The 23,439-nt window shown below is 63.1% G+C and carries 29 protein-coding genes and 1 pseudogene; 9 read left to right on the top strand and 21 right to left on the bottom strand.

All coding sequences use genetic code 11. From position 1 onward, the window contains the following. Nucleotides 1-31 precede the first annotated feature (31 nt). Nucleotides 32-436, bottom strand: a pseudogene (locus LG661_RS25480) (HAD family hydrolase); the annotation flags it as partial. Nucleotides 437-601: 165 nt separating this feature from the next. On the opposite strand from LG661_RS25480, the gene LG661_RS18920 reads away from it, so the two are divergent. Next, nucleotides 602-1,201, top strand: a complete 600-nt coding sequence (locus tag LG661_RS18920) for a DUF1134 domain-containing protein (RefSeq protein WP_230533462.1) — start codon at nucleotides 602-604, stop codon at nucleotides 1,199-1,201. 224 nt (nucleotides 1,202-1,425) lie between these two features. Next, nucleotides 1,426-2,481: a coiled-coil domain-containing protein gene (locus LG661_RS18915; RefSeq protein ID WP_230533460.1), complete on the top strand. Its 1,056-nt coding sequence runs from the start codon at nucleotides 1,426-1,428 to the stop codon at nucleotides 2,479-2,481. 25 nt (nucleotides 2,482-2,506) lie between these two features. On the opposite strand, the gene LG661_RS18910 is transcribed toward LG661_RS18915, so the two are convergent. Beyond that, a complete protein-coding gene (locus LG661_RS18910) occupies nucleotides 2,507-2,842 on the bottom strand; it encodes a hypothetical protein (protein ID WP_230533458.1) in 336 nt (111 codons plus the stop codon). Between the two features lie 56 nt (nucleotides 2,843-2,898). After that, complete coding sequence (locus LG661_RS18905; RefSeq protein ID WP_230533456.1) at nucleotides 2,899-3,762, bottom strand: D-amino-acid transaminase; 864 nt, start codon at nucleotides 3,760-3,762, stop codon at nucleotides 2,899-2,901. 115 nt (nucleotides 3,763-3,877) lie between these two features. Between LG661_RS18905 and LG661_RS18900 the strand changes: the two genes are divergently transcribed. Beyond that, on the top strand, nucleotides 3,878-4,489 hold the full coding sequence (locus tag LG661_RS18900) for a hypothetical protein (RefSeq protein ID WP_230533455.1): 612 nt from the start codon (nucleotides 3,878-3,880) through the stop codon (nucleotides 4,487-4,489). Nucleotides 4,490-4,556: 67 nt separating this feature from the next. Here LG661_RS18900 and LG661_RS18895 read toward each other — a convergent pair whose 3' ends face one another. The 9 genes from LG661_RS18895 to LG661_RS18855 form a co-directional block, all read right to left on the bottom strand. After that, nucleotides 4,557-4,865, bottom strand: coding sequence for an SWIB/MDM2 domain-containing protein (locus tag LG661_RS18895; protein WP_230533454.1), 309 nt, complete (start codon nucleotides 4,863-4,865; stop codon nucleotides 4,557-4,559). Between the two features lie 184 nt (nucleotides 4,866-5,049). After that, nucleotides 5,050-5,502 (bottom strand): response regulator, encoded by a 453-nt coding sequence (locus tag LG661_RS18890; protein WP_230533453.1) that lies wholly within the window; start codon nucleotides 5,500-5,502, stop codon nucleotides 5,050-5,052. A 148-nt stretch (nucleotides 5,503-5,650) separates the two neighbouring features. Beyond that, complete coding sequence (locus LG661_RS18885; RefSeq protein WP_230533452.1) at nucleotides 5,651-6,682, bottom strand: apurinic/apyrimidinic endonuclease family protein; 1,032 nt, start codon at nucleotides 6,680-6,682, stop codon at nucleotides 5,651-5,653. A gap of 46 nt (nucleotides 6,683-6,728) precedes the next feature. After that, nucleotides 6,729-7,085 (bottom strand): response regulator, encoded by a 357-nt coding sequence (locus LG661_RS18880; protein ID WP_230533451.1) that lies wholly within the window; start codon nucleotides 7,083-7,085, stop codon nucleotides 6,729-6,731. A gap of 422 nt (nucleotides 7,086-7,507) precedes the next feature. Continuing rightward, nucleotides 7,508-8,239, bottom strand: a complete 732-nt coding sequence (locus LG661_RS18875) for a hypothetical protein (protein ID WP_230533450.1) — start codon at nucleotides 8,237-8,239, stop codon at nucleotides 7,508-7,510. A 21-nt stretch (nucleotides 8,240-8,260) separates the two neighbouring features. Beyond that, entirely contained in the window at nucleotides 8,261-8,686 is a 426-nt protein-coding gene (locus LG661_RS18870) for a DUF3618 domain-containing protein (RefSeq protein WP_230533449.1), read from the bottom strand. Next, nucleotides 8,686-9,078 (bottom strand): phage holin family protein, encoded by a 393-nt coding sequence (locus tag LG661_RS18865; RefSeq protein WP_230533447.1) that lies wholly within the window; start codon nucleotides 9,076-9,078, stop codon nucleotides 8,686-8,688. Before LG661_RS18865 ends, LG661_RS18870 begins: the two co-directional genes overlap by 1 nt. A gap of 12 nt (nucleotides 9,079-9,090) precedes the next feature. Continuing rightward, complete coding sequence (locus LG661_RS18860) at nucleotides 9,091-9,615, bottom strand: hypothetical protein (RefSeq protein WP_230533444.1); 525 nt, start codon at nucleotides 9,613-9,615, stop codon at nucleotides 9,091-9,093. A 300-nt stretch (nucleotides 9,616-9,915) separates the two neighbouring features. Further along, the gene (locus LG661_RS18855; RefSeq protein WP_230533442.1) at nucleotides 9,916-10,410 is read right to left on the bottom strand and encodes a YciE/YciF ferroxidase family protein; all 495 of its coding nucleotides are present in this window, start codon (nucleotides 10,408-10,410) and stop codon (nucleotides 9,916-9,918) included. A gap of 144 nt (nucleotides 10,411-10,554) precedes the next feature. Here LG661_RS18855 and LG661_RS18850 point away from each other — a divergent pair, with 144 nt between their 5' ends. Beyond that, the gene (locus tag LG661_RS18850; RefSeq protein WP_230533441.1) at nucleotides 10,555-10,812 is read left to right on the top strand and encodes a YgaP-like transmembrane domain; all 258 of its coding nucleotides are present in this window, start codon (nucleotides 10,555-10,557) and stop codon (nucleotides 10,810-10,812) included. Between the two features lie 70 nt (nucleotides 10,813-10,882). On the opposite strand, the gene LG661_RS18845 is transcribed toward LG661_RS18850, so the two are convergent. Then, nucleotides 10,883-11,149, bottom strand: a complete 267-nt coding sequence (locus LG661_RS18845; protein WP_230533439.1) for a GlsB/YeaQ/YmgE family stress response membrane protein — start codon at nucleotides 11,147-11,149, stop codon at nucleotides 10,883-10,885. A 146-nt stretch (nucleotides 11,150-11,295) separates the two neighbouring features. On the opposite strand from LG661_RS18845, the gene LG661_RS18840 reads away from it, so the two are divergent. Beyond that, entirely contained in the window at nucleotides 11,296-11,463 is a 168-nt protein-coding gene (locus LG661_RS18840; protein WP_230533438.1) for a hypothetical protein, read from the top strand. Between the two features lie 24 nt (nucleotides 11,464-11,487). On the opposite strand, the gene LG661_RS18835 is transcribed toward LG661_RS18840, so the two are convergent. The 5 genes from LG661_RS18835 to LG661_RS18815 all read right to left on the bottom strand — a co-directional run bounded on the left by LG661_RS18835 (nucleotide 11,488) and on the right by LG661_RS18815 (nucleotide 16,103). Beyond that, complete coding sequence (locus LG661_RS18835) at nucleotides 11,488-12,480, bottom strand: Ldh family oxidoreductase (protein ID WP_230533437.1); 993 nt, start codon at nucleotides 12,478-12,480, stop codon at nucleotides 11,488-11,490. 2 nt (nucleotides 12,481-12,482) lie between these two features. After that, nucleotides 12,483-13,424 carry a hydroxyacid dehydrogenase gene (locus LG661_RS18830; RefSeq protein WP_230533436.1) on the bottom strand — a complete coding sequence of 314 codons (942 nt, stop codon included), beginning with the start codon at nucleotides 13,422-13,424 and terminating at the stop codon, nucleotides 12,483-12,485. A gap of 7 nt (nucleotides 13,425-13,431) precedes the next feature. Beyond that, nucleotides 13,432-14,514 (bottom strand): YeiH family protein, encoded by a 1,083-nt coding sequence (locus LG661_RS18825; protein ID WP_230533435.1) that lies wholly within the window; start codon nucleotides 14,512-14,514, stop codon nucleotides 13,432-13,434. 108 nt (nucleotides 14,515-14,622) lie between these two features. Further along, nucleotides 14,623-15,810 (bottom strand): UxaA family hydrolase, encoded by a 1,188-nt coding sequence (locus LG661_RS18820; protein ID WP_230533434.1) that lies wholly within the window; start codon nucleotides 15,808-15,810, stop codon nucleotides 14,623-14,625. 5 nt (nucleotides 15,811-15,815) lie between these two features. After that, nucleotides 15,816-16,103 (bottom strand): UxaA family hydrolase, encoded by a 288-nt coding sequence (locus tag LG661_RS18815; protein WP_230533433.1) that lies wholly within the window; start codon nucleotides 16,101-16,103, stop codon nucleotides 15,816-15,818. Nucleotides 16,104-16,284: 181 nt separating this feature from the next. Between LG661_RS18815 and LG661_RS18810 the strand changes: the two genes are divergently transcribed. The 4 genes from LG661_RS18810 to LG661_RS18795 all read left to right on the top strand — a co-directional run bounded on the left by LG661_RS18810 (nucleotide 16,285) and on the right by LG661_RS18795 (nucleotide 20,988). Beyond that, a complete protein-coding gene (locus LG661_RS18810) occupies nucleotides 16,285-17,004 on the top strand; it encodes a GntR family transcriptional regulator (RefSeq protein ID WP_230533432.1) in 720 nt (239 codons plus the stop codon). 42 nt (nucleotides 17,005-17,046) lie between these two features. Beyond that, the gene (locus LG661_RS18805; protein ID WP_230533431.1) at nucleotides 17,047-18,030 is read left to right on the top strand and encodes a tripartite tricarboxylate transporter substrate-binding protein; all 984 of its coding nucleotides are present in this window, start codon (nucleotides 17,047-17,049) and stop codon (nucleotides 18,028-18,030) included. A gap of 406 nt (nucleotides 18,031-18,436) precedes the next feature. After that, nucleotides 18,437-19,771: a tyrosine-type recombinase/integrase gene (locus LG661_RS18800; protein ID WP_230533430.1), complete on the top strand. Its 1,335-nt coding sequence runs from the start codon at nucleotides 18,437-18,439 to the stop codon at nucleotides 19,769-19,771. A 74-nt stretch (nucleotides 19,772-19,845) separates the two neighbouring features. Further along, complete coding sequence (locus tag LG661_RS18795; RefSeq protein ID WP_230533429.1) at nucleotides 19,846-20,988, top strand: sensor histidine kinase; 1,143 nt, start codon at nucleotides 19,846-19,848, stop codon at nucleotides 20,986-20,988. Nucleotides 20,989-21,421: 433 nt separating this feature from the next. Here LG661_RS18795 and LG661_RS18790 read toward each other — a convergent pair whose 3' ends face one another. The 3 genes from LG661_RS18790 to LG661_RS18780 form a co-directional block, all read right to left on the bottom strand. Next, nucleotides 21,422-21,826 (bottom strand): hypothetical protein, encoded by a 405-nt coding sequence (locus tag LG661_RS18790; protein WP_230533428.1) that lies wholly within the window; start codon nucleotides 21,824-21,826, stop codon nucleotides 21,422-21,424. Then, entirely contained in the window at nucleotides 21,826-22,521 is a 696-nt protein-coding gene (locus LG661_RS18785; protein WP_230533427.1) for a hypothetical protein, read from the bottom strand. The genes LG661_RS18790 and LG661_RS18785 overlap by 1 nt, the downstream gene beginning before the upstream one ends. A 518-nt stretch (nucleotides 22,522-23,039) precedes the next feature. After that, on the bottom strand, nucleotides 23,040-23,439 hold a 400-nt coding region (locus LG661_RS18780), incomplete at its 5' end, for a recombinase family protein (RefSeq protein ID WP_230533426.1).

The raw sequence follows: 23,439 nt of genomic DNA, 5'->3' as shown, positions 1-23,439 counted from the left end.
CTCGCGATGGTTTCGAAGAACGCGGATCGGGCTTCGCGACGCCCCAGCTTTCCGAGGAGCCGATGAACTCGGCCTCGACGCCTAGCTCCTGCAGGAAGCTTTCCGTCTGGGCCGAATGGTTGCCGGCGAAGCCCAGGCGGTATCCCTGCTCCCGGGCCCAGCGGAGCGTCGGGACCGTATCGGGATAAAGATCGGAGGGCAAAAAGCCGTTGGGCAGCCCCGCCTCGGTGCGGGCCTGCCGCTCCCGGGCCATGTCGAAACCCGGCCGGAAATATCTGAAGGCGCCCTGGTAGTCCCGTCTGCCTTCGATGACGGTCCCGAGAACGGCGAAGAACGTCCCCGGCGGCACACCGAGCCACTCGGCCCAGGCGGCGAGGTAGCGCTCCTCGTCGACCAGGGTCCCGCCGACATCGAAGAAGAGGAGTTCGGGCTTCATGCTTTCCCCATGGCCGGCGTGGAGTGGCCCGTCCCCTGCCGCTGCGGCAAAAGATCGGGGCCGTACAGGATTCGTTAGGGTTGATGATCCTAAACTTGCGCCTCAATGGAAGCCCTCCGGCCCGCCATGCGGGCTTGTCCACCGGCTTAAGCGAGGAGATAGACCATGCGCTCCCGATCCACGTTTCTGGCGGCCGCCTTCGCGGCCCTTCTCGGCGCTGCGCCCATCGCGGCTACGGCCCAGACCGTTCAGCCCGCCTATGCCGCCAATCCCGGCGATCCGAGTTCCTACAACTCGAACGAGCTCATCGAATCGGGCCATCAGTTCTTCGGCTCCGCCTCGCGCGGCCTTGCGCTCGCCCTTCAGGAGGCGATCCGGCGCTGGGGCGAGCCGAACGGCTACATTCTCGGCCAGGAGGCCTCCGGCGCCTTCTTCGGCGGCCTGCGTTACGGCGAGGGCAAGCTCTTCACCCGCAACGCCGGCGAACGCCGCATCTTCTGGCAGGGCCCGTCCATCGGCTTCGACGTGGGTGGCGAAGGCGCGCGCACGATGATGCTGGTCTACAACATGCCCTATACGGATGCCATGTTCCGCCGCTTCGTGGGCATCGACGGCTCCGCCTATCTGATCGGCGGCTTCGGCGTGACCGCTGCGGCCGCGGACGAGATGGTGGTCGTCCCGATCCGGGCCGGAGTCGGCGCACGGCTCGGCGTCAACATGGGCTACCTGAAGTTCACGCCCGAGCCGACCTGGAATCCCTTCTAGCTAGAGCCACCTCAGGGAAAGCAGGCACCGGTTCGCCGTCCGAACCGGCGGCACACCGGAGCCCCCTGGAACAGGCGGCAGCGGGCGAGGCGGATCCCGGCTGGAAAGAATTCTGGACTGCGCTACAACGGGCGGTCTAGAGCATCCCGGCTCTGGAAAGCTGCGCAGGCACAAGGCATGGTGCTTGAGCGTTAACGGTCGGGCATCCTGGAGTTTGCGTCCGCGTGATCCAAAGCATCATGATCTTCGCGCTGGGCTTCGTCGCGGCAGCCCTCATCGCGCTTCTCATCATCCCGGCCATCAATGCTCGTGCGGAACGCCTGGCGCGGCGCCGGGCGGAAGCGCTCTTTCCGCTCTCCATTTCCGAGCTGACCGCAGAAAAGGACCACCTGCGGGCCGAGTTCGCCGTCCTGCAGCGGCGCCTCGAGCGGAAGGCCGAGGAGGCGCTGGCGTTCAAGCAGCAGCACATGGAGGAGCTGGGCCGTCAGGCCGTCCGCATCGAGACCCTCGACAGCGTGGTCGCCGAGCGCGACCAGACGGTCGCGCTGCTCGAGGCGGCGCTCGCGGACATCCAGGGCCGGCTGGCGACGATCGAGGAGGAGCTGGCGGAAACGAAGATGCAGCTCTCCGGGTCCCGCGAGACCCTGGCCGCGCTGGAAGCCGCCCACCAGGCCACCCTCGACGAATTGTCCAATACCCGCATGGAGCTCGAACTCGCTCAAGGGGACCGGAGCCGGACGAAGACGGATCTGGTCCAGGCCGAGGAGCGGCTCGCCCGTTTGGAGGCCGAGCATGCGGATGCCCAGGAACGCCTGACAGCGGCCCTGAGCGACCTCGACACGAAGCGCATCACCATCTCGGACCTCGAGACGCGCCTGATGACGCAGACGGCCCGCGGCAACGACTTCGAACGCGCGCTCGGCGAGCGCGACCGGGAACTCTCGGGTGAGCGCGGGCGGCTGAACGAACTGGCCAAGATCGTCGCCGCCGAGCAGGAGCGCAGCCAGATCCTGGAACAGCGCCTCCTGGAGACGGAAGGCGAGCGGGACGAGGCGCGCTGCCGGATCGAGGATCTGGAAGGCCAGGATCAGGACAACGAGGAGCTGCGCCGCCGCATTTCCGAGGTCGCCGACCAGATCATGAAGAGCGGCGACGGTCAGGCGCGGAACGGCAAATTCCCGGACGGCAAGTCGTCGAACGGCAAGTCTTCGAGCGGAAAAACTTCGAACGGGAAATCACGGAACGGCAAGGGGCAGAAGCCGGCAGCACAACAAGGCTGACCTCTCCCCCTTCCGCCCGCCTTTTCTACCGCGGTTCGACGTTCGGATTCCCGCCGGGGCTGCCCGGAGGAGGAATGACCGGCGTCGTGCCGGGATTGGGCACCGGCGGCGGCACAGTGATGTCCGGGTCTCCCGTTTCCGGCGGCCGGATCACGCCCTCGCTCTCCCTCAGCTGCTCGCTCAGGGTTTCCGTGGAGCCCGTCGTGGACGGCTCATCGCTGTGCGGTTCGATCTTTTCCGGCGGCATCTGCTGCAGCGGGGGCATGTTGGGGGCCTGCTGCTGCAGGACGTCCGGGTTCTGCGCCCAGGCGGCCGTGAAGCCGCCCGCAGCCATCAAGGCGACGATCAGCGCTCGTTTCATGGATTTCGCTCCTTCTCAAAGGAGCAACGGGCGATCCGAGGGCAGGTTCCGGCAGCCTACTCGGCCGCCATGGCCGGTGCCGTCGCCATGCGGAGGTAGAGTTCGCGCAGCTTCCTCGTGAGCGGACCCGGCTTGCCATCGGCGACCGGACGTCCATCGATGGAGACGATGGGAACGACGAAGTTGGAGGCGCTGGTCAGGAAGGCCTCGGCGGCCTCATAGGCCTCCTCGACCGTGAACAGACGCTCCTCCAGAACGATCCCCTCCTCCTTCGAGAGCTGGAGCAGGGACTGGCGCGTGATGCCGGGCAGGATGGCGTGCGAGAGCGGGCGTACGATGACGGCTCCGGCCTTCGTGATGATGAAGGCGCTGGACGAACCGCCCTCCGTCACAAACCCGTCCTCGACCATCCAGGCCTCCTGGGCTCCTGCCTCCTTCGCCGCCTGCTTGGCGAGCACCTGCGCCAGCAGGGAGATCGACTTGATGTCCCGCCGCTTCCAGCGCTGGTCCGGCACCGTGATGACCGCGATACCCTTCTCCGCCGCCGGCGCATTGGCGATGGACTTGGCCTGTGTGAACATCGCGACCGTCGGCGTCGCGTTCTCCGGGAAGACGAAATCCCGCTCGGCCACGCCGCGGGTGACCTGGAAATAGATGAAGCCCTCCGTCATCCCGTTCCGGCGGGCGATCTCCTCCTGGAACGAGGTCCATTCCGCGCGGCTGTAGGGGTTGGGAATGCGGACCTCCCTGAGGGACCGCTCCAGCCGCTCCAGATGGGCCTCGTTGTCGATCAGCCGCCCGTCCAGCATGCCGACGCCCTCGTAGACGCCGTCCCCGAACATGAAGCCCCGGTCCATGAAGGGCACCTTGGCTTCTTCGATGGGGAGGAAGGAACCGTTCAGGAAGACGATGCGGGACATGAAAGCTCCGGAGGAGGTGGACCGTTGGAAACAAGGGGTTAGCCGGTGGGAAGCCCTGTCGCCCGATCTATATGACCGGTGGCGCCCGGCAGCCTCGCCGATTGGTAACGCCTTCATGAAATCCACGCCACTCCTCATTTCAGCCGCCGCCCTTGCTCTTTCCACGACCTGGCCCGCCTATGCCTCGCAGCCTGCGCGGGGCTGGTTTTCCGAACAGGGCTATGTCGCTCCCGCGGGCCACCGCATCGTCGCCTGTCACGGCTATGGATGCTCGCGCCGGATGGCTCTCGCAGTGGACGGGGCGTGGCTCCGGCGGGCGGGAGCGATCCTTCGCTCCGGCCGCATCTCGCCTGCGGCCGAGCGGCGAGCGCTCGGCGAGGTGGTGCGCGCCTATACGGCTTATCTCGCCTCCTCGTTCGGAGGCGCCCCCGACAGCCCGGGCTCGCCGCCGGGGCTTTCGGGCCGGCACGGGCAGATGGATTGCGTGGACGAAGCGGCGAACACGACGAGCCTGCTTCTGGTGCTGCAGGACCAGGGCCTTCTGGCCCATCACCAGGTCGGACGCCCGCAATCGCGCGGGTTCTTCTTCGATGGGCGGTATCCCCACACCACGGCGGTCATGGCCGACAGGCGGACGGGGCAGGAATGGGCGGTCGATCCGTGGAAGAAGGCTCCCGGCCGTATCCCGGATATCGTGCCGCTCTCCCACTGGCGGCAGGATTCCTAAAACGAGGAATGCGGCGGAGCAAAGAAAAGAGCCGGCTCCATCTGCATGGAACCGGCTCCGGAGCAGCCTATTTCAGGTGCTGCGCGATGTGCTTGTTCATCTCGAACATCGTGACCTTGGGCTTGCCGAAGATGGGCTTCAGCTTGTCGTCGGCCAGGATCTCGCGCTTGTTCTCGGGGTTCTGAAGGTTATTCTTCTTGATGTAGTCCCACATCTTGCTCACGACCTCGCCGCGGGGCAGCGGGTCCGAACCGACAACGGCCGCCAGTTCCTTGGACGGCTGCAGGGGCTGCTGAAGAGCATTGGGCTTCGATCCAGCCGTTTTGGCCGCAGGCTTCTTCGCACCGGCTTTTCCGTCTGTCGTCTTGGTCGGCATGTATTCCTCCGGGAGTGGTAGGGGAAAGCTCGTCGGCAACTCTGTTCCATCAGGTCCCGATAAGCCCATTGATCTTCCTGGGTCGGATCTTCCGGAACGTCTCCAGACACCAGCCCCCTGATGGAAGGTCAAATCCGGCAGAGCTTATGTCTGGTCCGCGCTATCAGCAAGATGGAGTTCGGCCTCAGGCCGTTTTGGGAAAGGGCACGACCTTGCCGGAGACCTCGACGGAAAGGTGAGCGCCCCCATGGAAATGGTGGGTCCTCCTGGTGCGCTCGGCGGCGGAGATCACGTGCGAGACGATGGCCTCGTTCGGGCAGGGCTTGGCCAGGAAGGCGGCTCCGGGGGGCAGATCCCCCTGCGCCGGCCATCGCCGGCCCGACATGATCAGAATCTCGGCCTCTGGCCAGGACTTATGCACCCGGTGAACCAGCTCGAAGCCGCTGCAGCCGAGGGGCATATCCACATCGGTGAGGAGAACGTTCACGCGCAGGCCCGCCTCCAGGATCACCAGGGCCTCCGCGGCGTTGGCCGCCTCGACCACCTTGAAGCCGGATTCCTCGAGAAGTTCGGAGATGAAGAGGCGAATCAGCGGTTCGTCCTCGACCAAAAGAACTGTGGATTGGGCCTCTGACATCTCGTTACAGACTCGTCTACGCGATGTCGATCAACGCAGAAGCAGCTCCGGAGTTCCATACCTTCCGCATGCCAGTTGTGGATAACCCCTGCCCGCTCCGCCCTGAAGGGCTCCGGCCCGGAAGATACCTGCAGGATGCCTGAGGCCCTCATCCCGCATGAGCCAGGGTCTTCCGGACGTGGAGGGCGAGCCCTTCCGAGGCGATATTCTTCAGCTTGGCCTCCACCTCGAAGTCCGACCACGCCAGATGCCGGGCGACCAGGTCGCTGACGGCCTCGTTCCACATCAGGTCCGAATGGGCGCGCAGGTCCCTGGGCTTGATCCCGGCCGCGACCAGGGCCTTGAAATCGGGAAGAGACCTGGTGTCGTGATCGGGCAGGAGATCCTCCCGCGAGACGCTCACATGGCTCAGGGGCCGAACCCCGCGCCAGGATTCGACGATCCGCCCGATCCTGCGGTCGTCGGGCTCGATGTACTCGCCCTGGCTCTTGATCCAGTGATGATGCAGGTCGAGCACCAGGGGCACGTCATCGGCCAGCGGCAGGAGGTCGTCGAGACCGTAGCTCACCTCGTCGTTCTCGATGGTAATCAGGTTCCGGGCGGTCTGCGACAGCCGGGCAAGCCCCTCACGAATTCCCTCGACTCCGACCGCCCGGGCGCCGCCATGGACGTTGATGTGGGCCCCGTGCGGATGCCATCCGCCCCCAAAACCCATTAGCTCCATGACCTCCGCATGGTACTCGAACTCCGCCACGCCGCTTGCCAGGGCGGAGGGATTAGCCGATGCGATCACGCAGAACTGCCCGGGATGCATGCTGAGGCGTACGCCGCCGTCGCGGGCGAGCGTCCCGATGCCGGCGAGCCGCGCCTCGATCAGGCGGCGCAGATCCGGATCGCGATAGGCTTCACGGGCGACAGGATGGGTGTAGCCGGGAAGCAGGTCGCTGGAGAGGCGGTGCAGGCGCTCGATGGGCGGACGGCTCGCCACATGCTCGACCTGCAGCCGGAAGGCTTCGAGATTGTGCATGACGACGGAGACGATCTTGTCATGGGCCGCCCTCGCATCGAGGCGGCCGAGATAGGCCATCGTCACGGAGCCGACATTCATCGCCCGCGCGGCATCTGCCTCGCCGTTCCCGGGGACGTATTTGCAGCAGAAGCCGAGCCTGGGATTATTCATGCCGGATCACGCGAATGCCTTGCGAGGCGATCCCCGCCGCGGCTGCTCAGTTGCAGCCCATCTCACGCGTCGAAGCCCGCGTGACCGAGCGGATGATGGATGTTTCCTCGAAGGGTTTGGGGATGAACAAGGCCTTCCGCAGAGACTGCGGCAGGTCGTTCGGCTGGGAAGCCGAGACGAAGGCGAAGGGAATGTTGCGCTCCGCAAGCTCCGCTGCAATCCCGAAGCTCTTGCCGCCGACGACGTCGATGTCGAGCAAGGCGTATTCGAAATCGTCCTCGAGATGCTCATAGGTCTCGTTGATCGAGTCGAACACGCCGACGATCTCGTGCCCTTCGCCTTCCAGGATCATCTGCAGATCGAGAGCGATGAAAGGGTCGTCCTCCAATATCAAAATACGCACACCATCGCTCCATCGCTCCGATCCTTCGCAGGATCCCAGTCTCAAAACATTTTCTCTGCCTTGAATGGCAGGTCTATTCCGGACGACATACAGGACAGACGGGGAACGAGATCCCGTGCGGGTGGTTCCAGCGTTGCAGAAAGCGGCTGCAGCAACGAACAGCAATAATTTAATCCCTGTTCGTTGCGTGAGGCTTGCGTGTCGGCGGACTGCGGTGCGGCCTTGAAAAATAAGTGTCGCATCCCATCTCTATAAGAACCCGGCGGCTTGCTGCCGGATGCGGTCACGCTGCCGAAATGATGACGCCGGATGTACGCGCATCATTTCGCCGTGGCCGTTATCGTTTCTGCTCCCCCAATCCCGCACGCACAAAAAACGCCGGCTATGGAGCCGGCGTTTGGATCGTCTCATGGAGACATTCGTCAGTGGCGGCTCACGTCCGGGCGGCCCTGATTGAACTCGCGTTCCTGCCCGCTGAATTTATCCTCGTCTCCGGAGAAGGATTCCTCCACGTATTCGCGGCCCCGGTCGGCGGCCTCACGGGCATAGCGCATGCCCTGGTGCCGCACCTCGTCCGCCCATTCGCCGAACATCTCGTCCTCACGGCGGGTCCGCGGCAGAAGAGCGCCGAGCAGAAGACCGGTGGCAAGACCGACGAGACCGACCACCATCGGGTTCTCCCCGACGTAGTGCTGCATGCCGCTGCGAGCCTTGCCGTACATCTTGGAGGAGCGGCCACTCGCACCTCCCATGCGACGGCGCTGCTGCTCGTAGCTGCCCGATGCCCAACCCCTGGCGTGCTCATAGGTGTCGCGAGCCCGCTCGGATGCTCCCTCATAGGCCTCGCCGGCGCGCTGACGGGCCTGGTCCGCCGTTTCGCGGGCCTGATCGCCAGCCTGTTTGGCGGCATTCTGCGCCTTCTCGGTCGTCGAGCCGCCCTGCCCTTTCGAGCTCTGCGATCCCTGCTGGGAAGACTGGTTGTTCGAAGAAGATTGGTTCGAACCTGTCGCTCCGGATGCGGCGTGTGGCATCGGGGACTGGCCCATATTGCCGACCGAAGTCCCGGCCGAAACCTTCGCGCCGGCTCCGGTATCCGTGCCCGGCTGCTTGTCCGTCGCGGAGGTCTTGCCGGTTTCGTTCTTTGTGTCAGCCATGGAAAGCTCCTGTTCGATTCATCAGATGCGCGAGGTCATGCTGCGGCGGCGCTCGAACGCTTCGTCCGGGCCAGACTGCAGCGTCGACGCTCCCGCGCCGTAGATCCGCGGATCCCCTGGCTCCATCACCACATCTTCTTCGGCGACGAAGTCGTGTTCGGCAACGACGCGGGTTCTGCGATAGGCCACGGGCCGGGCCGGCCGGGTGACGCGATGAGCCAGAAGCCCGATCCCTGCTGCGATCAGCATGACCGGGATCGGATTGCGCCGCACCGTCTCAAGCACATGGTCAAAAAGGGGAGCATACCCGCCCGAGCGGGCCGTTCCGAGAAAGTCGTCGATGACGCCGGAAACAGACATCCGATCCTGGAGACGGTCGATCGTTTGATCGAGCTTGGCGCGGCTATGCTCGATGTCTCTTTCCAATTCCTGAAGGCTTTGTGTCATCACGTGACCCTTTCGGACAGAACTTCCGCATCACGCTTGAGCGAACGCACCGTCCTCTGCGGCGCAAGCGTGGACTTCGACATGGCGTGACGGCCGTAAAGTCCCAGACCGATGGCGATAAGCGCCATGACGCCGCCGACGATCAAGGCCGCCAGCGCCTCCGACTCGACCACCGCCGCGAGCCACTCGACGAGCGACTCCGTCAGCAAAATGATCGCCGCGATGGCGAAGATGGCGGCCACCACGACCATGGCGAGTCCCATGAAGAGCGTTTGGACGTTCTGCGTGATTTCCGTGCGGAAGAGCGTGAACTCCTTCTGCGCAAGGTCTGTCGACTCCCGCAGAGCTTCACCGACGAGCCCTTGGATGGTGTGATTGCTGCTGTCCTGCATGGCAACCCTCCATCACGCCCCGGACCGGGAGCGCTGCCCCTGCTGCCCCTGCTGCGAGGCGCCACGCGCCGGACGCGAGCCGGACGATCCGTAGCGCATTTCCTCTGCCGTGCTCTTGATGAAGCGAGCGGCGAGGAAGCCCACGGCTACCGAGACGGCTGCAACCGTTGTCGGACGGCGGCGGGCGACATCCTCGAAATCGTTGAAGATATCGGCGAAGCTGCGCTCGCGGATCGAACCCGCAAGCTGCTCCAGCCCTTCGGCCGCGCTGTCGACGATGGCGCGGATGTTGGGCCGCTCCTCGAACGCATTGGTCGATTCCCGCAGGGAGCTCGCGAAGTCTTCAACCGACTGCGCGACGTCGTCCTTACGGCGATCCGCATAATCCGTCGCCTGCTCCCGTGCGGAATACATGAAATCCCGGCCACGATCGACTGCGGCGCCGGCCATGTCGCCGACATCGCCCTTGATCGCTTCCCAATCCTCGTTTCCGCTGCCCTGTGGCCGATTCGTGCTGCTGTTCTGTCCCACGCCCATGGTCAACCTCTCTCAATCGTGAGTGAGTAACCACCAGAAGCGCGGCAGGTTCCGAAGGTTCGAAAAACTTAGGAGCATCGGCCTACTTTAGCCTGAATTTCGGCGCTCCCGTTCATGCCCGGGGTAGCTCCGACGGGCCGTCGCTCATCCGTTTCGGTAGGTGCAGCAGGCGGTGCGTAGCGCCGGTCTCCGGCGCGCCGGACAGACCTGCGGCTCCTGTCCGCTTTTTTTGAAACCACCGGACAGGAGCCGCACGAGAAAAAGCCCCGCACGGGCGTGCGGGCCTTGTGAACCGTATTGTCAGGCGGCCTTTGTGTTGACGCGCGCCTCGGCGAGCTTGGTCAGGAGCTGGTCGGTCTTCTTCTCCTCCTGAAGGGTCTGGTCGAGGAGCTTGGTGGCATCGCGCATGCCGAGTTCTTCGGCCCAGGTCTTGAGCGAGCCGTAGCGGGTGATCTCGTAATGCTCGACCGCCTGTGCGGCTGCCAGGATGCCCGCGTCGAGAGCCTCGCTGTCGGCGAAGTCCTCCATGACCTCCTTGCTCTCCTCGATGATACCGTTGATGGCCTCGCACTGCACGCCGCGGGCAGGCTTGCCGAGCATCTTGAACACTTCCTCGAGGCGCTCGATCTGGCCCTGCGTCTCCTCGCGGTGCTGCTCGAAAGCCTGCTTCAGCTCGTCCGAGTCGGCGGCCTTCGCCATTCTCGGCAAGGCCTTCAGGATCTGCTTCTCGGCATAGAGAACGTCCTTCAGGGTGTGCAGGAACAGGTCTTCCAAGGTCTTATCTTTGGCTGGCATAACGTCACTCCGTAGCAAATGAGAGTGGACTCAACGAAGGCCAAGATTTGAGGTTCCAGCAGCTTTTCCGGTTATTGAAGACAAGCGGAACAAGGCTTGCGAACGCCGCGTTCGGCTCTCGGAAAAGCGAAGGATGCTCGAGACATGAAGCACACGAATTCCGGCGCGCCCGGGCTCATGACGAAAGGCGAACCGAACCTGTCGACGACGGAACGGGCCGCCTACATCGTCGCGGGACTGGGGTTGGCCGCCGCGGCGGTAAAGCCGCGCCCCAATCCGCTCCTGAATCTTCTGGCCCTGGCGGGGGGCTCCTACATCGCCTGGCGCGGTTATCTGGGCAGCTGTCCCGTCAAGGCGGCACTCGTGGATTCCGGCCATTCCCGGAAGCGCCTGGCGCATTAGAAAGCGCCGGAGCCCGATGGGCCGCAACATGCGTTGCGGCGCACCGGTTCTGGAGATCATGGACGGCCGATCAGTAGGACGTGGTGCGATTGCGCCCTGCGATCAGGCCGTAGATGAAGAGCACGATGATCGCGCCGACTACCGCTCCGATCAGCCCGGCTCCTTCTCCGGCTTCGTACCAGCCGATGGCCTGCCCGAGATAGGTGGCGACAAGGGCGCCGACGATGCCGAGGATCGTGGTGAGGATGAAACCGGATGGCTCGTTCTTGCCCGGCATGATCCATTTCGCGATCACGCCCGCGATGAAGCCGATGATGATTGTCCAGATGATGCTCATGAGCCTGACCCTGTGTCTGTTGACCGCACATGGAACGCACAGGAGCGGCTAAGGTTGCGAGCGGCAGCGCCTGCATCTCGCTTTTTCATGTTTCTGCCCTAGTTCGAACTGACGCTTCGCTCATCGACAGAACGGAGGTGATTTTCATGAATTCTGCAGAATCTCCTTGGACTTTCGAAGCCGTGCAATCCCTCATATCCCTTGCCCGGGAAGGGGCTCCGGTCTCCGTCATCAGCCTCAAGCTGAAGCGCTCGGTGGCGGATGTGAGGGCCAAGCTGAACGATCTCGGCATCACGCCCCCGGCCGAGGCCTGAGACGGCCCGTTCAACCGATCCGTGTCATAGCGCCTGAAGGGTCGCCAGCAGCCCATCGGCGACGCTGATGCCGCTTTCCCGGGCCTGCCGCCGCAAGGCGAGCCTTCGCGAGCCCGGCAGGCGCGCATTCGGCTGCGTCTCGATCGCTGCGGCGAGTTCGCTGCAATGGGTGAGCACGCCCTCCCCTCCCAGGCCGACCGGGTTGACGGCGATGATGAGCTGACCCGTGCCGGGAGGAGGACCTTCCGCATCGAGGAAGGACGACGCATCGCCGGCAAAGTTCGCATTCGTGAGACCGGCGGCGAGGAGCTCGACCATAAGGGCGAGCGCGGTGCCCTTCGCACCGCCGAGCGGCAGCATGGTGCCTTTGAGCGCGGCATCGGGATCCGTCGTCGTCCGGCCTTCCGCATCGAGCGCCCAGTCGTCGGGGATGGCCTCGCCCTTCTGCTTGGCGGCCAGGATGTTGCCGCGGGCGACCTTCGAGAGCGACAGGTCGACGACCACCGGATCGCGACCCGCCATGGGACAGGCAAAGGCGATGGGATTGGTCCCAAACACGCCGACCGAACCGCCCCAGGGCGCGATGGCCGCCGGAGTATTGGCGAAGAGCAATCCGGCGAGCCCCGCCTCGGCCAGGCGCTCCACCGCGTGTCCTGCCGCTCCGCAATGATGCGAGCGCCGAATCGCAGCAACCGCGATTCCCTGCCGCCGCGCCAGAGCGGGAAGGCGGGAGAGTGCAAGATCGAGGGCGGGATAGGCGAAGCCGTGGGCGGCATCGACCGCGAGCACCGCCGGCAGCGGCTGGTCAGCGGTGGGCGTCGCGAAACCATCGACCTTTCCGGCCTTGGCCTGCATCGCATAGGTCTGGACACGGGAGAGACCATGGCCCTTCAGCCCGTCGGCCTCGGCCGCCACCAGCGCCCTCGCCACGGCGCGGGCATTGGCCTCGCTGGTCTCGTTGCGAACCAGCGCATCCATCACGAGATCTTCCGCCTGGGCGATGGAGAGGACCGGCATGTTCAGGCTCCCATGAGATGCTTGCGCACGTTCTCGACCGTGACCCAGGAGACGCGGACGTTCGATTCCCGCGTCACGCCGGCAATGTGTGGGGTCAGCACCAGATTGGGACAGCCGACGAACACCTCTCCGCGGGCTGCCGACAGCGGCTCCTCCTCGAAGACATCGAGCGCTGCGCCGCCGAGACGTCCCTCTTTGAGCGCCGCGGCGAGCGCGGCCTCGTCCACCACGCCGCCGCGCGCCGCATTGATGAGGATGGCGTCCTTTCTCATGCGGGCCAGCGCTTCCCGGCCGATGAGGCTGTGTGTCTCCTGCGTCAGCGGGACGTGCAGGGAGATCACGTCGCAGGATGCGACGAGATCGTCGAAGCCGAGGGGCTCGGCCCGGCCCCAGGGCTGGCTCCAGGCCGGGCTGTCGGCAGGCACGAAGGGATCATAGGCGCAAACCGTCATGCCAAGCGCAGCCGCGCGCTTCGCCGTCTCCTTGGCGATCGCGCCGAAGCCGACGAGGCCGAGGCGCTTGCCCAGGATCTCGCGCCCCATCAGGTCGTTGCGGGGCCATGCGCCCACCGTCACCCTGTCCGTCGCGTGGTAGGCGCCGCGCAGGAGCAGCATTGCGGTGGCGATGACATATTCCGCCACCGAGACGTCATTGGCGCCGCTCGCCGGGTAAACCGCAATCCTGCGGTCCTTACAGGCCGCGACATCGATATTGTCGAGACCGACGCCGAGCCGGCCGACGACCTGGAGCATGGGCGCGGCGGCGAGCAGAGGGGCGCGCACCTGCGTCCGGTTGCGGACGATGATCGCGCGGGCCTCGGCCAGGGCTCGCATCAGATCCTGCTCGCGGTCCACGAGCTTGGGATCGTACAGCACGTCGAACCCTTTCAGTCCCTCCCTGATGGCATCCTCGTCCATGAACTCGGTAATGACGACATCAGGCATGGGAACCTCAGGACAGTGAGAGAAGACCAACGATGACGGTGAGAAGAATGACGAGCGTCGTTCCGGTGAAGACGGCGATGTGACGCCAGCCGATCCGCAGGAGCGACGACAGGGAAGTGCCCAGCCCCAGCGCTGCGATGGCGATCAGGAGCCCCCAGCTGGAGATCTGGACCAGCGCCGTCTTTATGGGCGTGTAGACAGGCATCAGCCCGGGTGCGAGCGCCACGAGGCTGTTGAGGACGCACAGACCGAGGAAGACGAGGGCGAAAACCGGCACCGGCACCTTCGCCCTATCATGGGCTGCACCGTGCCGCGTGTACCACCACCCGATGGCGAGAACCGCCGGCAGCAGCAGGAAAACCCGGAACAGCTTGACGATGACCGCCGTGTTGCCGACCGGCTCCGACACCGCGTATCCGGCCCCGACCACCTGGGCCATGTCGTGAATGGTGGCTCCCAGCATGATCCCCGTCGTCTGCACGTCGAGCCCGAGCAGGACACAGAGCGGCGGGTAGGCCACCATGACGAGCGTCGACACCGCATTGGCGGCGACGACGGTAAACGCGACGTCGGCGCCTTTCTGCGGATAGTTCGGCACGACCGTTGCCGTCGCGAGCGTCGCCGAGGCGCCGCAGACGGCGGTCGCCGCACCGGCCAGCGCGCCATAGCCATCGCCCACCTTGAACCAGCGCGCGAGCCACACGCCGGACATGACCGTGAGAACCATGGAGGCGATGATGAGGAGAGCCGGCGCAAGGCCGAGATCCACGATGTCGCTGAGCGCGATCCGCAGCCCGAGAAGGGCGATGGCGATGCGCAGAAGCTTCTTCACGCACCAGGTCATGCCGGGCTCGAAGACGGGCTTCGAGGCGGGACCGTTCAAGGCGATGCCGATGAGCAGCGCGATGACGATGGCAGGAAGCGTGTAGGACCAGCCCGTGGCCGCCCTCAAGCCCGCCGCGAACAGCGGCTCCGCGAGATAGGCCGCAAGCGCCACCGCCGCCGAGAGCGCCATGCCGGGAGCAAGTCGGCGCGTGGATGACAGCATTCGCTCGGAGAAGGTGGGGACTGGCGCGGTCGTCTGGGTCATCGCATTACCTCGCCTCCGATTCGGAGGTGGGCAGAGACTGGATGAGCGGAGGCGATGCCGCAATCGGGACATCGCCTCCGCGTTCTCTTTGGAAGCAGCGGCCGGGCCTCAGGCGCTGCGATAGAGCTTCGTCATCACGAATTCACGGTGGCCCAGAGCCTCCGCTGCCGTGAGACGGCCATTTGCCGTGCGCACGATCATCTCGATCAGGGCGTCGCCCGCCTGCGAGATCGTCATGTCGCGCCGCAGGATGCCGGACACGTCCACGTCCACGTGCTCGGACATGGTGCGCACCGTCTTCGGGTTGCCGGTGATCTTGATGACGGGCACGATGGGATTGCCGATCACGTTCCCCTGCCCCGTGGGGAAGGTGTGGACCACGTAGCCGCCCGCCGCCATGAGCGTCACGCATTCCGCCGCCGCCGACGAGGTGTCCATGAAGTAGAGGCCCGGTCCCTTGGCCGGCGCCTCGGCGGGCTCAAGCGCGTCGATGTAGCGGCACTCGCGCCCGATCTTCTCGAGATTGCCGAGGGCCTTCTCCTCGATGGTCGTGAGACCGCCCGCGATATTGCCCTTGGTCGGCTGGGAGTCGGACAGGTCGCTGGTCTTGTGGGCTTCGATCACGTCGTCCTGGTAGGCCTTCCAGATCTTGTACCACTTCTCGCCGACCTCTGGCGAGATCGCGCGCTCCTTGGCGAGGTGCTCGGCGCCGGTGATCTCCGAGGTCTCGCCGAAGCAGCCGTAGATGCCCTGCGGGATCAGCTTGTCATACATGTTGCCGACGGTCGGGCAGGACGAGAGGCCCGTCGTCGTGTCGGACTCGCCGCACTTGGTCGAGACCCACAATTCGGAAATGCCGCATTCCTCGCGCTGACGTTCGGAAGCCCATTGCAGGTAATCCTTGGCGACGCGGGACGCCTTGGCGATGGTCATGATGTCGCCCGTGCCCTCGATGCCGAAACCGGTGACGGGCTTGCCCGTCTTCGCAATGCCGTCGACGACGCGCTGGGTCCAACTGTCCTCGATGCCGATCACGACCACCGCCGCCACGTTCGGGTTGGACCCGATGCCGATGAGCGTGCGGAAGTGCAGTTCGAGATCCTCGCCGAACTGCAGGCGGCCATAGGCGTGCGGCAGGGCGAGCGTGCCCTTGATGTTGTTCGCCACCGCCTCGCAAGCGGCGTTCGAGAGATCGTCCAGCGGCAGGATGACCACATGGTTGCGCACGCCGACGCGGCCGTTCTCGCGACGCCAGCCCATGAACTTCAGGTCGGAATAGCCATTTGCTTGATCCATCGCGTTCACCACCGCTTTGTCTTGACGTTGTGGACGTGGACGTGCTCGCCCTTGCGGATATCGGCGATCGCCTTGCCGATATCCTGTCCGTATTTCCAGATCGTGTCGCCGGACTTGATGTCGACGAGCGCGACCTTGTGGCCGATCGGCACGTCCATCTTCGATGCAAGGCGGAAGGACGAGTTGTCGTGCGTGACGACGCACAGCATGTCGGTGCCTGCCTTCAGCCCCTCCACCACGACGACGCCGACCGTATCCTCTTTCTCATGAACCAGGAGATGCGGGTTCTCCATGTTTCCTCCTCGAAGCCCCTCGGGCATTGCTTATCGCCAACTCTTGTATAAGATATAAGATGCAAGGGTCAACTGCCAAAGTGTGAAAATTGAGAGCCGCAAACACTCGGGCCTTGTGGTAACAGCCTGATTCATCTGCATATTCCGCAGGAACAGAAATTTGAAACACGACGCTATGCACATGGCAGGAAAACCAACACTAGGCTTCCGTCCCCTCTACCGGCAGGTGCGGGACATTCTCGTGAAGCGGATCGCGGACGGCGTCTGGCAGGCCGGACAGATGCTTCCGAGCGAGCCTGAGATCGCAGCCGAGCTCGACGTCAGCCCCGGCACCGTGCGCAAGGCGCTCGATGAGATGACGGCGGAGAACCTCGTGGTGCGCCGCCAGGGCCGCGGCACCTTCGTCGCCAAGCACGACGATGCACGGATCCTGTTCCAGTTCTTCAAGCTCATTCCGGATTCGAGCGTGCGCGAATTTCCGGACAGCAAGGTTCTGAACCTCACCAGCGGGATCAATCCCGAGGCGGCGAGCCAGCTCGGGCTCGGTCGCAGGGACTGCGTGCTGGTACTCGACCGCATCCGCACCCTCGCCGGGCAGGCCTGCGTGCTCGAACGCATCTGCCTGCCAGCCGCCCTCTTCCCGGGGCTGGAGAAGCGTGAGGTGCCCAACAATCTCTACCAACTCTACGCCATGGAGTTCGGTGTCACCATCGGCCACGCCAGCGAAAAGCTGAAGGCAGTGGCCGCGACGGGTGAGGAAGCCCAGCATCTCGGCGTCGCCGTGGGAGAACCGCTCCTGCGCGTCGACCGGCTGGCCTTCTCCCTCGATCAGCGACCGGTCGAATGGCGTGTCTCCCTCTGCCGCACTGACCAAGCCCACTACATCTCCGACCTGCGGTAGGGCCGGCGATGACCTAGAAAACAACACAACGGAGGAACGCCAATGAAGAGCCTATTGCGGAATATCGCAGCTGCGACGGCAGCCCTTGCTCTCTCGATGGGAGCGGCAGCGTCGCAGACCTACCCGAACCGCCACATCACATTGATCGTTCCTTACGCGGCCGGCGGGCCGAGCGACGCCATCGCTCGCCTCGTCGGGCAGTCGATGTCGGAAACGCTCAAGCAGCAGGTCGTCATCGAAAACGTCGCCGGCGCCGGCGGCACGATGGGCGCGGCGCGGCTGGCGAAAGCCGACAAGGACGGCTACACCTTCCTCATCCACCACATCGCGCTGGCGGCAGGCGCATCGCTCTACAAGAACCTGTCCTACGACACGCTGGGCGACATCGAAGCGGTGGGCCTCGTGAATTACGGCCCGATGGTGGTGACGACGAAGAAGGATTATCAGGCCGCCGACGCCAAGGCGCTGTTTGCGAAGCTCAAGACCGACGGAGACAAGACCACGGCAGCCCATGCGGGCGTCGGCTCCAACTCGCATCTGTGCAACCTGCTGCTCCAGCAGACGCTCGACGTGAAGTTCACGGAAGCCGCCTACCGCGGCACGGGTCCGGCGATGAACGATCTCATGGGCGGCAAGGTCGATCTCCTGTGCGACCAGTCGACCACGGCTGTGCCGCAGATCCAGGGCAACACCATCAAGGCCTTCGCCGTCACCTCGAAGGACCGCCTCAACGTGATCCCGGATGTGCCGACGGCGCAGGAAGCGGGCCTGAAGGACTTCGAGTTCGTGATCTGGCACGGCCTCTACGCGCCGAAGGGAACGCCCAGGGAAGCGATCAGCAAGGTCAACCAGGCGCTGCAGGTCGCCTTGGAAGATCCCAACGTGCGTGCGCGCTTCGCCGATGTCGGCACGCAAGTCTTCGGCGCCTCCGAGCGCTCGCCGGAAGCGCACCAGAAGCGCTTCGAGAAGGAGCTTGCGACCTGGAAGGACGTTCTCGGCAAGGCCGGCGTCAGCGCCGGCAACTGATTCGAGCTTGAAGCGATCCCCTCCTCAAGCCGAGGAGGGGATCGGCTTGTCTCCGAAGCGGAGCCGGCGCGCAGTCGGAAGCCGCTGCCGCACGACCGGCGCAACTTTGTTTGCACTTCAGTTTTTTGGAAAGNTCAAGCCGAGGAGGGGATCGGCTTGTCTCCGAAGCGGAGCCGGCGCGCAGTCGGAAGCCGCTGCCGCACGACCGGCGCAACTTTGTTTGCACTTCAGTTTTTTGGAAAGAATGGCGCGCCCGAAAGGACACATGTAATCGTAAGTATACGGTCTTATAACCGTCTGAAATAGTTGCGCTTTTGTCGTACGTGTCTACTCTTGCCGAACCGTTTCGACTGCGGGCCTGAAACCGTGTCCTAACGATCATCTCAGGCAATAGAGACAATTTACTATGCCCCGCTACTCCTCGGTTCCATTTACTCGTTTGAGAAGCAAAGGCGGCACGTACATCTTCAAGTACCAGCTTCCAGAGGACGTTTACCGCATACTTCGGAAGGCAGGCCAGAGCGGCAGCCGCCGAACCGTCGTACTCTCACTAAAAACCTGTGATCCAGGTGTAGCTCGCGCTCGCGCCCTTCGGGCAGCCGCTGATACTGCCAAGCTGGTGAACCAGATCAGGTCAGGAGCCAGTATCCAGGACTTCCGACTCAATCCGAGTGACTATCAGCAGGACGGTCCAATAACCGTTACCCACGATCCCCTGCCCCACCGCTCTGAGCGAGAGCTAGGCCAAAGTCGAAACCGATCTGGAAAATCCCTCCTGGGAGGACCAACCCGTAAACGCGGCCCTCGCCAGACGCTGCTCTGGGTGTACGAAAATGTCTATCTGCCGCGCCGGATTGAGAGAAAGGGTGTGCCTCCGAGGAGAAGGTCAAGGTTGGACCTGGAGGCGGCAATCCGCCGATGCGTCGCGATTATCGGGGACAAGGAGGTCCAGGACATTTCTCGAAAGGATGCGGAGTATTTCGTGCGAACGCTCGACCTGCCGTCAATCGGCACGAGGAAGAAGGTTATTGGGGTCCTCTCGACGATCTGCAACGCCGCCGTCGAGCGCGAATTGATCGCGAGGAATCCCTTCCGGGGCCTCGGACCTGACAGGTACGCTGTGATGGCGGATCGCAAGAGCTATAAACGGTTTGATGCCGAGCAACTGAAGCGCCTTTTCGCACGAACTGAGCAGAAGGTGAACGCAATGCTCTGGGTGCCCCGTCTGCTCCTCCTCACAGGCGCAAGACTGGAGGAGATGGCCCAACTACGGACTGAGTGGATCAAGATGCGGGATGGCATTGCAGTGATTGATCTTCACGAAGCTCAGGTAAAAAGCCCCCATAATCACCGGTACGTTCCGTTGCATCGGCATCTGATTGATCTCGGCATCTTGGAATACGCCTCCTCCTGCGAGGACCGGCTTTTCCCAAGACTGCGCTACCGCAGAACTGCGGAGCGCTGGGGCGGATCGCTCAGCACGAGGCTCAACCGCGAGATCGACGAGGCGCTTGGCAAGAACCGAACCCTCACGGTCCATAGTCTGAGGAAGACTTTCGAGCACGCCGCCTACATCGCAGGTATTCAGAAGCCGACCTTCAATGCCATCACGGGTCATAAGCCGAGCGACATCTCAGAAGAGCATTACCTGCACCTGAAGGACGACATTATGTTCCTGAAGAAACAGATCGACCTCCTCGACTTCTCATTCCTGTTCGCCGGGCGACAATCAGGCTCCTGATCGTCTAAAGCCTGCCTGGGGAACATGACCTCAACTCAGCGATTCAACAATTTTGCATAATCAGGCGAGGCTATATGGCGAGCTACGACCAGATGATGAAGCGACAGAAGGTGCTCGCCGACTTCGGCGATTTCGCCCTACGCTGCGCTGAGCTTGACGATATTCTGAACGAAGCCTGCCGCCTTGTGGGAGACGCGCTCGGAACCGATCTCGCCAAGGTTCTGGAAATCGAGCAGGACGGACGCTGCGTGTTCATGCGGGCGGGGGCCGGTTGGAAGCCCGGCCTTGTAGGGACGCTGCGCTTTCCAATGAGCGAGCGATCCTCTGAAACCTACTCGATCAAGGTCGCCAAGCCGGTCATCACGCGAGACATCAGCAAGGAGGAGCGCTTCGAGTTCCCCGACTTCCTGAAGGAGAACGGGGCCGTTGCCATCGTGAACGTGCCGATCTTCCTGCCGGGCGGGGAACCCTATGGGCTGCTCCAAGTGGACAGCCGCGAGCCCCGCGACTTCGGGGACGAGGACATCGAGTTCCTGCGGACCTATGCCACAATCCTGGGGCCGGTGATCGACCGCCTGCACAAGGCTCATAGTCTGAAGGAGGCGCTCGATGCCAACCAGCGGCTGCTTCAGGAACTGCAACACCGGATCAAGAACCACATCGGCATCATCACCAGCCTCGTGAGATTGCGTATCCGGGAAGTGCGCTCGGACGAGGCGCAGCGGGAATTGAATGCCCTTGGGGAGCGGATTGAGACGCTTCGCCTCGTTCACGAACAGCTTTACGCCGCCGGAACGGCAGACCGTCTCAGGTTGCGCCCCTTTATCATGCAGCTTGTCGAGAACCTGTGCCATCTCCATGCCGACCAGTCCGGCAAGGTGAGGCTCGATTTCGCAGTCGAGGACATTGATCTCTCCCCTGAGCTTGCGGTGCCGCTCGGTCTCATTCTGAATGAGTTTTCCACCAACAGCTTGAAGTATGCCTTCGATGGGCACGGCGGCAGAATCGCTATTGCTGTCGAGGCTCTGAAGGGCAATCGCATTCGCATGCAGATGTCCGACAACGGCAAGGGAATGCCCGCCGAGCCTCGCCCCTCCCAGCCCGGCTCAGGTACCGGGATGAGGCTGATCGAGGGGTTGGCGGGCCAGATCGATGCTAAACCAGATTGGTCATCATCTCAGGGAACAGCACTCACTCTTGAGTTCGACCGCCGCTAAAATGAGGCCGGTTTAAGTTGCTAAAACCGCCACCGGAGAGGATGTTTGACTTCGGGAACTGCCAAAAAGCCCTGCTTGGACGACACGGTTTCAGGCCCGCAGTCGAAACGGTTCGGCAAGAGTAGACACGTACGACAAAAGCGCAACTATTTCAGACGGTTATAAGACCGTATACTTACGATTACATGTGTCCTTTCGGGCGCGCCATTTCTTGATATTCCTCGCACATTTCCGGTTTTAGGACCCTCTCGTGGGGCACGTTAGGACACGGTTTTCGGACCATCCTGATCGAAGCCGTTCGGCGTCTTTCCGTGGCATTCTCCCATTCTCGGCGATCTGAGGGGCTCAGGTTCGATGCTACCGATTCGTTGTGGGCTGGTTCGCGACCGAGGCTCATGCTGCATACGGAGAAGCGGGCGATAGCCCGCTTCATTCAGTCTTCCAGTTTCGGCCAAGCCTGCTCGTAGTCCCTCCTGCGCAGGAAGCCCTTCAATTCCTCCTCGCTAGGCAGCGGAGTTCCCGGCTCCGGCTCCACAAGATAGATGATCTCGGTCGGTCTGCCCGTCACCTCCATGATGGCGAGTTCGTGCCCGGCGGCGAGCCCCTGGAGGAACTTGATGTCCTCCCGAAGCTCCTTGTTTTCCTGTCGGAGCCGCTCATTCTCAGCTTTCACATCCGCAACAGACTTTTCCACGATGGCAGCCAGTTCGGTCCCGATTGTCTGGAGAGCCATGTCCAGCGCCCCATTCAGGCGTTCAGCCTCCTCCTTCACGTCAGCAACTTCACCGGCAAGCTTCTTGAGAGCGGCAGCGAGCTTCAGGGGATCGATAGCGGTCATCACTCCCCTTCCACCTTCGGGTTGATCTTCCCGAACGGATCATAGAGGCCGTGGAACTTCGGGGCATTGGCCTTCCGTGATCTCGTGTTGGTGTAAAACTCAGTTTCGTCGATCACCTCACCATCAACATAGAGAGTGGCCGACATCTCATCCGAGGTTGTCAGGCGAACCGCCACGAACTGGTTGTGGAAGTAGTGGTTGCCCGGCGGCGAACTGATGTGCCCCATCAGGGCCAACTCGGCACCATCCTGATCAGCCCAAGCTGTGATCTCGTCTGCGACAGTGGTGTAGAGGGCCAACTGTTCATCCGTGAGCCTGCCTTGGACATGCTCATCGACAGCCCAGGCCACCACTGCCTTCGGTGGGAGCAGGCCGATAGTTCGCTCCCAGTCGGGCTTGTGCTGGTCGATCTGCTTCACCCCGAGATAAGCTCGGAGTTTGAGGGTGTACTGGTTCCTGCCCGAACCAGGGTTCTCGCCGTTATTGAAGAACTGGAGACGCATGGCTGTCACGAGGTCCTTGGCCGGGAACTTCGAGAACCAGGGCTGGGCATTCTTCGGCTTCTTGGCCTTTTTTGTCCTCTTCGCTGCTGGCGCGGGTTTTGCGGCATTGACGAAAGCAGGTTTGGGTCGGGCTGGAATAGGCTCGCCTGAGCCAGCAAGATAATCGTCCAGCCAATCAGAGATATCGTTCACGATGAAAGTCCTTTAAAATAGATGCGGCCCATACGGACCTGAATTGAGCAATCGAAATGAATTATTCTGATGAGTTCACGCAATATGTGGATGCAATCAGCTTCCCATTTAATGAGAATGACCAATAATACCCTGAAGCATTCCCATTGAACAATATATTCTTCTTCAATGTACTTGGTACAACATTGTTCAATGGGAATGCGCTGCGCTCTCGCGGGCTCGGCGTGCGCCTTCGTCGGATCAATAGGGCTTCCAGCCGAGTTCGGGATGAACCCGATGAACGCACGCCTCGCTGCTCTCGGCCCGCTCGATGTACAAGAGCGATGCCCACCCCGTGGACCTCGGTCGAGAAGAACAGAGGGAGAGGAATGAGGACCAGGACCACCCTGCCGCTGCCCGAACTGAGTTTAGGCTCAAGCGGCAGCCTCGACAGCGCGGAGTTCTTTCTTGAGCCGCTGCCCGGAAGCCATTCCGGCTCCTCTGACCGTCAAGGACCGTCAAACTAAGTTCGGTCCTGATCATGCAGCTTCGGCTGATCCCATAGCCTCACGCTGTCCTGCCCGAAGAGCAGCGTAATAGCTCGATTTGCTGATCCCCAGGACCCGGCAGGTCTCCGGAACCGTGGTGTTCGGATCATCGTGGGCGAGCAGCACCTGCCGGATCAGAGCCGAGGTCAATTTGGGTGGCCGACCAAACCGAGTTTGGCGCTGGCGGGCAATGGCTCGGCCTGCTGCGCTGCGCTCCAGCAGAAGATTGCGCTCGAACTCAGCCAGGACAGCCAGTACCCCAACGACCATTTTGCCAGTGGCGGTGCTCGTATCGATGTTGTCCATGACCGAAACTAACTTTGCCCCCTTGGTCTCGATCTCCTCGACGATCTGGAGCAGGTGAAGCTGGGAACGGGCGAGCCGGTCGAGG

Source organism: Microvirga roseola (assembly GCF_020866965.1).
Classification (GTDB): Bacteria; Pseudomonadota; Alphaproteobacteria; order Rhizobiales; family Beijerinckiaceae; genus Microvirga; species Microvirga roseola.
This window is presented reverse-complemented; position numbering and strand designations above follow the sequence as displayed.